Raw genomic sequence first — 9,152 nt, forward strand, 5'->3', positions numbered from 1 at the left:
AAACCCTACGCCTCCCGGGTCACACGAGCATCAAAAAGGCCGATCCGCCCTTACCGCACATCATGTGCAGATGGCACTCTGGCCATCCGGCCGGGATCACCGGCAGCCCGGCCGGGAGCGCCCTTCCCACTGCCGGACCGAGCGGAGACGCCCATGCCCGGACACTCACCGGCAGGCACCACACCGCCGCCCACCACACCCGCCCCGGCAAGCCCCGCCACCACCGCTGAGATCATCGACATCAGCGGCCGGACCCGCCGGCCCGGACCGGGGAGGCGCCCATGGCACCGCCCGCCGCCCCCACACCACCCGCAGGCGACACCGACCTGCGGCTCGCCACCATCGTCCAGGGCCTGTACACCGCCCGCGGCCTGACGCTCACCGACCCGGACGTCGCCGACGCCTACGACATCGCCCTCGAGGCGATGGTGCTGCTCCTGGACGGCTCGCTTCGTACCGGTGCCCTCGGTGAGAGCGAGCACCACCGGCTGCGCGCCATGGTCGACGCCGCCCGCATGGTCCCGGACTACCTCGAGACCCGTCACGCCTAGCAACCCCCGGCGGGTGGTAACGGCGGGGCGCATGTGACGACTTCGCTACGACGTGCACAGTCAGTAGATCAACAGTCGCATCTTGTTCAACTCGCGACCATCCCATGCCATCATGTGGTGTCCGGTAACAACCGGGAGTCACCAACTCCGGCCTGCCGCACGCCACGGTGCCCCCACCACCCGCGCAGCACGGGCCGCCTCTGGGAAGCGGGGACACCATGGGCGGAAGAACAACCGACGACAACACCAGCAACTACGGCAGCACTGCGGCACGCAGGCTCCGCGCCGTACAGCACCAAGCCCGAACACCCCCGGCCGGCCCGCCGACCCCGGACCGCGCGCCACCCGCGTCCACTCACCGGCCCTCCTCGACCTCGGCCTCCTCGACTACATCGAGAACGCCGCCCGCGAAGTCATCGCACACACATACACGGCCGTGCCCACCGCCGGCCCCGCACCGCACGACGCCGACGCCGTCTACGCCTGGGCCGAAGAGCACACCGCCCACCTGGACGCCGAACGCCGCCGCGACCACGATGCTCTGCTGGTGCGCCAGGCCATGGAGCACGCCCTCGCGGCCGGAGACGAGTCGGTCCTCAGCCGTGAGCCCTGCCCCGGCTGCGGCTGCTGGGGAGCACTGCTGTGGCGCGCCGCCGCCCGCCGCGCCGTCTGCGTGAACCGTTACTGCACCGACCGCCACGGGCGGCCCTCCACGTGGTCTCTGGCGCACCTCGCCGACCGTCACCTGGCCGCACGAGAAGCCCGGCGCAGCCGCCGCGCAACCTGACGGACCGCTCGCAGGTCCAACGAGCATCACCAGCAGTACGAGCGCACCACAGCATCACCGCACCACCTGTAGTGGATGTACCCGATTCGGCCGGTCGTCGGCGCTGCGAACGACGATGGCCACCGAAACGCGGGAGTGGCCCCATGGCCCTGACCACCCTCACCCCCGAGATCCGCTCCATCCCGGACGACCTCGTCTCCCTCGAGGAAGCCCTCGCCCTTCTGCGGATCACGCCGTTCCCGACGTCGCTGACCACCCTGCGAAGGTGGATCGCCAAGTACGGCATCGCGACCTACCCGCGCGGCCGGCACCACGAGGTCAGCTACTCGGATGTGCTGGTCGCCCATCGGGACGAGAACGCCGGCCGTACTCCCAAGGGCGGCTGGTGACCGCCCGGCCGTAGCCCCTTGTCCAGCCCCGACCCCCAGTCCCCGGGTCGGGGCTTTCGTGTGTCCGGAACCCGATTTAACTATTGCGTACGCACTCGTTAAATGTCATGCTGGCAGAGCCGACAACGCGAAGCCCACAGCTTCACGGAGTACCGCTCTTGAGGAGCACCCCAATGACCGCAGTCATGGACCTGCCCGCGCCCCCGGCCACCAGCACCCGCGCCAGCGCCTCCTACCGAGACCTCACCGAGCACCAGCGCACCACCTGGCACCTCGCCCTCGAAAAAGCCCACGACGCCATCCAGCAGCGCGACATCACCGCCTTCCGCACCATCCACGAACTCACCGCCGTAGCCCTCGGACTCTCCGTCCCCCACGGCACAGAACTCGTGGAGTGCTCCTGCGACACCTGCTACTGCGACGCCATCGGCGACGAAGCGACCTACCGCACCGCCAACGGCCTCCCGCAGTGCCCCACCTGCACCGACGAACACCCCCACAGCGACGACTGACACCCCGTCGCCCTCAAACTCCGGCCCGGCCCCGGTCGAACACCCGACGGCCCCCAAATCCCCACCCTGGCGGCAGTAGCTCCCCCGGCCGGGCCGGACACCACCAGCACCGCACGGGAGACACCCATGCTCAGCGTCGCCACCATCCTCACCACCGCCGCCGACGACATCAGCTACCACGGCCTCCACCAGAACCCCGCCGTACGCCACTTCGCCGACACCCGCGGCCGCCTCGACCTCGCCGGCGCCCTCTACCGCGCCGCCACCGGCACCACCCCCACCGAAATCGCCCGCTTCACCCCCGACTTCACCAGCCTGGCCATCCGCACCCACGACGCCGCCATGGACGCCATCACCTGGGTGTCCGCGGCCATCGAACTTCGCACCCAGGTCGGCCCGCCCCTCACCAACGGACGCCCCGACTACATCGAGCACATCACCCGCTGGGCCGAAGGCACCGCCGTCTTCCAGACCCAGCCACCCCTCGTCTGCGAGGTCATCGGCCTCCTCCACCGCGCCGCACGCCTCGCCCACCCCCAGCCCACCACCGCACTCGCCGCCTGACCAGCAACGGAGACCCCACATGACCACCGCCGCCTTCCACGCCGTACCCCACGGCGACAACTACACCGACCTCGAAGCCAACGCCACCGGCATCGCCGACGCCTACGACGAACACACCACCGGCACCCCCTCCACGTCCTCGAAGCCCGCTCCCAGAACATCACCGACCACATCCCCCTCCACGACAAGGCCGCCGTCTCCTACGCCCTCGGCTACTCCAGCGCCACCCTCGCCATCCGCCACGGACTGGAACTCATCGCCCTCGCCGAAACCGAACTCGCCTACACCCAGGAGAGTGCGTCATGAGCGCCCGCGACTGGCTGTACGCACGCCTCACCGGAGCCCTGATCGACCCGGAGCTGGTGAACGCGAAGCTCGCCGAGGTGCTGCGCGAGGCCGAGCCCGAACTGGCCACCGAGATCGACCGGCTGCGCGCCGAGTACGTCCGGCTCGGCGAGGAACTGCACCACCAGCGCGCCAAGGCCCACACCACCCTGACCACCACCGAGGCCACCGAATACGCAGTCCTCCTCCCCGCCGGCACCTGCCACTGCCACACCCACGACCACATCGACGACCAGGACTTCACCCCCGACAACCCCACCTACCGACGCGACCTGTACCGCGCCAACGGCAAGAACCCCGTCCTCGTGAAGCGCACCGTACGCCGCGGCCCCTGGACGGAGGCCCAGTGATGGCGACAACGACCCCGCGCCCCGCGATCGAGGCACCGCCCGCAGAGCGGTACGTCATCGGCCGGAACGGCGTGTTCGCGACGCTCTGGGACCGGCAGGAGAAGCGGCTGGTCGTGGACAACGCGACCGAAGAGCACTGCCGCCGGGTGCGCGACCAGCTCCTCATGGCCATCGAACTGGACCGAATCCAGCAGGCCCACGACGTCGCCGACGGCCGCCTCGCCGAGCAGCGCCACTACCTGGACGCCGACCCCGACACGGCCGTGCCCCTGCCCGGCATCCCGCACCCCAGTGCCTGACCTCGCCGGCGCCCTGAGAGCGGCGGAGGACGAACTCCAGCGCCTCCGCTGCATCAGCGCCCTCATCGCCGCGTTCATCCACAACCCCGCCATCGACCACGACGCCCGCACCGCCCTCGCCACAGCCACCGGCCTCCCCGGCCCCGCAAAGGAGACCCCGTGTCCGACAACTCCGCCATCGAATGGACCGACGCCACCTGGAACCCCGTCACCGGCTGCACCAAGGTCTCCCCGGGCTGCGACAACTGCTACGCCGACACCTTCTCCGAGCGCTGGCGCGGCATCGCCGGCCACTACTTCGAGAACGGCTTCGACATCCAGCTTCGCCCCGACAAGCTGACCGTCCCCCTCACCTGGAAGAAGCCCCGCCGCGTCTTCGTAAATTCGATGTCAGACCTGTTCCACAGGGACATCCCCGACGAGTACATCGCCAAGGCATTCGCCGTCATGGCGGCCACCCCGCAGCACACCTACCAACTGCTCACCAAGCGGCACGGGCGGATGCGCTCCCTGCTGGCCGGCCCGAGCAAGGTCGACACCGAGCGCGGTTACACCCCCGGCGTGTGGTTCCGCAGCCTGGTCCAGAACGCCACCGGCGAGTTCGGCACTGAGGTCAGCCTGTTCTCTTCGGACGGCGCATGGCCGCTCCCGAACGTGTGGCTCGGCGTGAGCGTTGAGGACCAGAAGCACGCGGACCTCCGCATCCCGGTGCTCCTCGAAACCCCGGCCGCCGTCCGCTTCCTGTCCTGCGAACCCCTCCTCGGCCCCGTCTGGATCAACGACCACATCTGGGATGCCTGCACCTGCTGCGAAGGCGAAGGACACGACGAAGCCTGCGCCCGGTGCGCCGACGCCCGCTGCGAGAGCGGCCACATCCGGAAACTCGATTGGGTGATTGTCGGCGGCGAGTCCGGCCGAGGTGCCCGCCCCATGGCCCCCCACTGGGCCACCAGCCTTCGTGACCAGTGCAAGGAGAACAACGTCCCGTTCTTCTTCAAGCAGTGGGGGAGTACGCGCCCACCGGCTACCTCGTCATCGGTGGAACCGCCCGCGGCGCGATTCTCACCGGCGATCCCGTCGACGACATGGGGCACCGCGTGGAGATCGCTCGAGTCGGCAAGAAGCGCGCTGGCCGCGAACTCGACGGACGCACCCACGACGCCTTCCCCACACCGCGATGAACCCGCACCTGACGGCCTGCTACCGCAAGGGAACCTTCCCCAGCCGCCGCACAGCCCGCCGCCGCGCCCGCCAAATCCGCGGCACCGGAGGCCCCCACTTCCGCACCCGACGCTGCCCACACTGCGGAGCCGTACACCTCCGACCATGGCCCGACTCCCCTCCCACAGGAGCCCACCCCTTGACCACCCTCACCACGACCACCACGTGGCGCATCGAACTCCCCATCGGCCTCAAACTCCTCAACGCCAACCAAAACCTTCACTACCGACGCAAAGCCGAACTCATCAAAACGATCCGCACCACCGCCTGGACCATCGCCCGATCCCAGAAGATCCCCAACCTCCAGCGCGCCCACGCCTACTACGTCATCCACCCCCACACCCGCACCACCCGACGCGACCCCGGCAACTGGGCCCCCACCGCCAAAGCCGCCATCGACGGACTCGTCGACGCCCACGTCCTCCCCGACGACGACTCCACCCGCCTCCTCGGCCCCGACCCCCGCATCGGCACCCCCATCAAAGGCTCCCAATTCGTCCTGTGGATCACCGACCTCGACCAGATGAACCCCCAGCACCTCGCCCTCCTCAACCCGCCCGGAGCCACCCAATGACCACCATCACGCCGCCCCACAACACCCGCCGCGCCGCGCCCACCGCAACCACCTGGCACGAGTTCAAGAACTGCGGCCCGGAGGACTACCACCTGTTCACCAGCGACGACCCCTTCTTCCACGCGGAAGCCAAGGAAATCTGCCAGGGCTGCCCGGTAGTCGAGTACTGCCTGCAGTTCGCACTGGCCACGAAAGCCGACTGGGGAGTGTACGGAGGCCTGGGGCCGAACGAACGGATTCGGCTCAGCGGCCGGCGTCCACGGTATGTGCACGAGCCCGAGGCCCAGTGGAAGAAGGCCATCCGCGAACACGAGCCCGCCCTGCGGCGGCTGCGGGGCCAGAAGCTGACCGGGCGGGAGATCGCCGTACAGCTCGGTCTGAACACGCAGATCGTGAACCGGGCCCTGCGCGAGCTGGACACCCGGAACGCTCTGGACGCGGCCTCCGAGGCGGTGCCGGTATGAGCGCGCCGCCTTCGCCGCACGGCACCAGCAACCGGTATGCGGGCTACGGATGCCGGTGTGAACCGTGCACCAAGGCCGCTGTGAGAGCTGCCACGCAGCGGGTCCTGGACCGGATGGCCGGGCGTCCGCGCAGCGTCCCCGCGCAGTCGGTCGTGTCGCACATCCAGCAGCTCATGGCGACGGGGATGACCGCTGAGCAGGTGGCCCGGGAAGCCGGCGTGGACCCGTCCGCGATCCGGTGGTCCCTGTCGGGACGCAAGAAGACGCTGCTGCGCCGTACCGCGAACCGGATCCTGTCAGTGCCGGTCGGCGTGAAGGTCGCCGTGGGCACAGTGCCAGCGGAGGGTGCGGTCCGCCGCGTTCAGGCGCTGTACGCGATCGGCCACTTCAACCGGCAGATCGCCGAGCTCTCGGGGGTGTCCCGGGATTTCATCTGCGACCTGGTCAACGGCCGTCACCCCCGGATCGGGGTGCAGAGCAACGCCGGTATCCGGCGCGCTTACGCCGAACTGTCGATGACGGTCGGCGGGTCCGTGAAGACGCGGCTGTATGCGCAGGCCAAGGGCTGGGTTCCTCCGCTGGCGTGGGACGACGACACGATCGAGGACCCCGCCGCGCTGCCGATGCTGGATGTGTCCGAGCCGCAGGTGGAGACCGGCGCCGAGGCGGTGGCGCGGTTCCTGATGGGGGAGAGCGTGCTGCTCGGTGCCGCGGAGCGCCGGGAGGCGATCCAGCACTTCATGGAGTGGACGGAGATGACACCGGTGGATATCGCGGTGCGTATGGAGGTGTCGGCTCGAGCCGTGTCCCGGGCGTGGGAGCGCATCAAGAAGGACGCTCGCGACGCAGGACAGCCTGTTCCTTGGCGTCGCAAGCTCGAGTCGCCCCGGTCACGCACCATCGGGCAGGTGGCGGCATGACGCAGGAACTGACCGCCGAGGAGTGCGGGGACCTGGTCGAACGGCTGCGGCCGGAAGCAGCGGCCCTTGTCGTGGGGGTGCGGGAAGAGGCCCGGCAACAGATCACCGAGCGGCTGCACACCTTGAGCCGGCACGAGCTGGAAGCACTGGCCGTCGTCCTGGCGGCAATGGCGGACCCCGAGCGCAGCCTGGGGGAGGCGTTCGCCTGGATCGACTTCGATGAGTATGGCGATCCGCTGCCGTGGCCGTCGAAGGCCAGTCGGACGATCCGGCAGATGGCGAGTACCGCGTTGCCGGACCGGCGGGGCAGGAGCGGTATCGACGAGGTGGCGGTCGAGCGCGCACTGGCCGGTGATCCGCAGCCTCTGAACGCCTCTGAGCGGGCCCTGGGTGTGGACCGGGGGATCCGGCGCGGTCTGTCGTACGACGATGTCGCCGAGCGGCTGCAGATGGACCGTGAGGCGGTCATGCAGGCGTGGGGCCGGGCGAAGAAGAGGGCGCGTGCTGTTGGGCGCTACGTGCCGAAGGAGCGGGTCGGCGAGATCGCCGCCTGACCGTACATCTGACCTGGAGGAGAGAGCATGGCTGGCGAGTGCGTGATAACGATCATCGGGAATCTGACGGCGGACCCTGAGCTGCGTTTCACAGCGCAGGGCGCGGCGGTGGCGAAGTTCACCGTGGCGTCGACGCCGCGGACCTACGACAAGCAGACCAGCGCGTGGAAGGACGGCGAGGCGCTGTTCCTGTCGTGTTCGGTGTGGCGTCAGCAGGCCGAGCACGTCGCCGAGTCCCTGACCAAGGGGGCGCGGGTGATGGTGCAGGGCCGGCTGAAGCAGCGCTCGTACGAGGACCGTGAGGGCGTCAAGCGCACCGTGTACGAGCTGGAGGCCGACGAGGTCGCGGCGTCGCTGAAGACCGCCACGGCGAAGGTGACGAAGGCCAGCTCGAGCCGCCCGGAGGTGGGCCAGGCGCGGCAGGCGCAGGGGGCGGCGTCGGCGCAGGACCCGTGGACGACGCAGGGTGGGCAGGCGTCGGGTGGCGGGTGGGGTGGTGATGACGCGCCGTTCTGAGGTGGGGGTGCGGCGGGCCCGGTCCTGTGTGGGGCCGGGCCTTTTGCCTGCCCCCGATCAAGGTTTAACTATTGCGTACGCACTTGTTAAATGGGATGCTCGAAGAGTCGACACACCACAACCCGATCCCCGACCACGGTCGCCCGGGTGACCTGCAACTGGACCTTCACCGTGGCCCCGATGTGCGCATCCGGGCCACTTCCAGCCCGGGTGGCGCAACCGGCAGACGCAGCCGCCTTAAAAGCGGATCAAGTGCGGGTTCGAATCCCGTCCCGGGCCCCTCCCCAACTAACAACAACCGAAATGACCACGGCACTTGCCGGTCCGTACAGCATCGATGACATGAAGTTCACCCCCGTGCTGCACCCGCACGTACGCCACGCCCCGCCACCAACCCCCGGGAGGACACCGGTATGGACCACGAGCCGATCCGTCACGGCTACACCGCCATCGACATCGACCAACTGGCCCGCCTGGGGATCAGCATGCGCCCCTACTACCGCGGCCTGGATGACGACGAGCGGTACGCCGCAGCCTGGCACGCCATCGTCGAACACATCTACTCCGCCGACGAATGGCCGTCCGGCACCGAACTGATCACCGTGGCCGCCGGAGCCGCCGACGCAGTCAGCCGCCGCAGCCTCGAGCATCAAGGAGTCCCCAGAGGCCGCGGCGAGCACTACCAAGGACGCGCCGACACGTCACGCTTCCATGCCTACTGGGAAAGCGTCGCCCGACCCACCGCCAGCCCGGAGACACCCATCGTGGAGCGCACCGCACTGATCCAGATATGGCCTCAGCTCACCACCCAGCATCAGACCGCGCTGCACGCACTGGCCCTGCACGAGGACTACCAGGCCGCCGCCGACGCCCTGGGACTGCGTCTGAACACCTTCTACCGGCATGTACGCCTGGCACGTCTTGCGGTGCTGACCTTGTGGTGGGAAGGCGAGACGCCGCGCCGCGGCTGGCGGGACCGGCGAGCCAAGACGGAACCGACCCAGCTCAAGTCAGTGTCCGCGCACATTCGCAAGCGGCACCGGGCGGGGGTGGCGTGAATGACAACACCACCGATACCCACGGACCTGTGCCCCGCACACCGGCAG

The 9,152-nt window shown here is 69.3% G+C and carries 14 protein-coding genes, 1 tRNA gene and 1 pseudogene; all 16 read left to right on the forward strand.

Annotated features, from left to right (window positions below; genetic code table 11):
• Positions 1-281 precede the first annotated feature (281 nt).
• Positions 282-551, forward strand: coding sequence for a hypothetical protein (locus ACEXOX_RS44920; RefSeq protein ID WP_406526901.1), 270 nt, complete (start codon positions 282-284; stop codon positions 549-551).
• 112 nt (positions 552-663) lie between these two features.
• Positions 664-1,338 carry a hypothetical protein gene (locus tag ACEXOX_RS44925; RefSeq protein ID WP_406526902.1) on the forward strand — a complete coding sequence of 225 codons (675 nt, stop codon included), beginning with the start codon at positions 664-666 and terminating at the stop codon, positions 1,336-1,338.
• Positions 1,339-1,481: 143 nt separating this feature from the next.
• Positions 1,482-1,727: a hypothetical protein gene (locus ACEXOX_RS44930; RefSeq protein ID WP_406526903.1), complete on the forward strand. Its 246-nt coding sequence runs from the start codon at positions 1,482-1,484 to the stop codon at positions 1,725-1,727.
• A 173-nt stretch (positions 1,728-1,900) separates the two neighbouring features.
• Positions 1,901-2,239: a hypothetical protein gene (locus ACEXOX_RS44935; RefSeq protein ID WP_406526904.1), complete on the forward strand. Its 339-nt coding sequence runs from the start codon at positions 1,901-1,903 to the stop codon at positions 2,237-2,239.
• A gap of 126 nt (positions 2,240-2,365) precedes the next feature.
• Positions 2,366-2,803: a hypothetical protein gene (locus ACEXOX_RS44940; RefSeq protein WP_406526905.1), complete on the forward strand. Its 438-nt coding sequence runs from the start codon at positions 2,366-2,368 to the stop codon at positions 2,801-2,803.
• 302 nt (positions 2,804-3,105) lie between these two features.
• Positions 3,106-3,498, forward strand: coding sequence for a hypothetical protein (locus tag ACEXOX_RS44945; RefSeq protein ID WP_406526906.1), 393 nt, complete (start codon positions 3,106-3,108; stop codon positions 3,496-3,498).
• The gene (locus tag ACEXOX_RS44950; RefSeq protein ID WP_406526907.1) at positions 3,498-3,797 is read left to right on the forward strand and encodes a hypothetical protein; all 300 of its coding nucleotides are present in this window, start codon (positions 3,498-3,500) and stop codon (positions 3,795-3,797) included. Before ACEXOX_RS44945 ends, ACEXOX_RS44950 begins: the two co-directional genes overlap by 1 nt.
• A 159-nt stretch (positions 3,798-3,956) precedes the next feature.
• Positions 3,957-4,757, forward strand: a pseudogene (locus tag ACEXOX_RS44955) (DUF5131 family protein); the annotation flags it as partial.
• A gap of 41 nt (positions 4,758-4,798) precedes the next feature.
• Entirely contained in the window at positions 4,799-4,978 is a 180-nt protein-coding gene (locus ACEXOX_RS44960; protein WP_406526930.1) for a hypothetical protein, read from the forward strand.
• Positions 4,979-5,157: 179 nt separating this feature from the next.
• Positions 5,158-5,592, forward strand: a complete 435-nt coding sequence (locus ACEXOX_RS44965; RefSeq protein WP_406526931.1) for a hypothetical protein — start codon at positions 5,158-5,160, stop codon at positions 5,590-5,592.
• Complete coding sequence (locus tag ACEXOX_RS44970) at positions 5,589-6,056, forward strand: WhiB family transcriptional regulator (protein WP_406526927.1); 468 nt, start codon at positions 5,589-5,591, stop codon at positions 6,054-6,056. The genes ACEXOX_RS44965 and ACEXOX_RS44970 overlap by 4 nt, the downstream gene beginning before the upstream one ends.
• A gap of 113 nt (positions 6,057-6,169) precedes the next feature.
• Complete coding sequence (locus tag ACEXOX_RS44975) at positions 6,170-6,976, forward strand: hypothetical protein (protein WP_406526908.1); 807 nt, start codon at positions 6,170-6,172, stop codon at positions 6,974-6,976.
• On the forward strand, positions 6,973-7,530 hold the full coding sequence (locus ACEXOX_RS44980; protein ID WP_406526909.1) for a hypothetical protein: 558 nt from the start codon (positions 6,973-6,975) through the stop codon (positions 7,528-7,530). The genes ACEXOX_RS44975 and ACEXOX_RS44980 overlap by 4 nt, the downstream gene beginning before the upstream one ends.
• Positions 7,531-7,557: 27 nt before the next feature.
• Entirely contained in the window at positions 7,558-8,046 is a 489-nt protein-coding gene (locus tag ACEXOX_RS44985; protein ID WP_406526910.1) for a single-stranded DNA-binding protein, read from the forward strand.
• A gap of 204 nt (positions 8,047-8,250) precedes the next feature.
• A tRNA-Leu gene (locus ACEXOX_RS44990) sits at positions 8,251-8,325 on the forward strand.
• 134 nt (positions 8,326-8,459) lie between these two features.
• On the forward strand, positions 8,460-9,104 hold the full coding sequence (locus ACEXOX_RS44995) for a hypothetical protein (protein WP_406526911.1): 645 nt from the start codon (positions 8,460-8,462) through the stop codon (positions 9,102-9,104).
• Positions 9,105-9,152 lie beyond the last annotated feature (48 nt).

This window comes from Streptomyces sp. Ac-502, from assembly GCF_045222935.1.
GTDB classification, from domain to species: domain Bacteria; phylum Actinomycetota; class Actinomycetes; order Streptomycetales; family Streptomycetaceae; genus Streptomyces; species Streptomyces monomycini.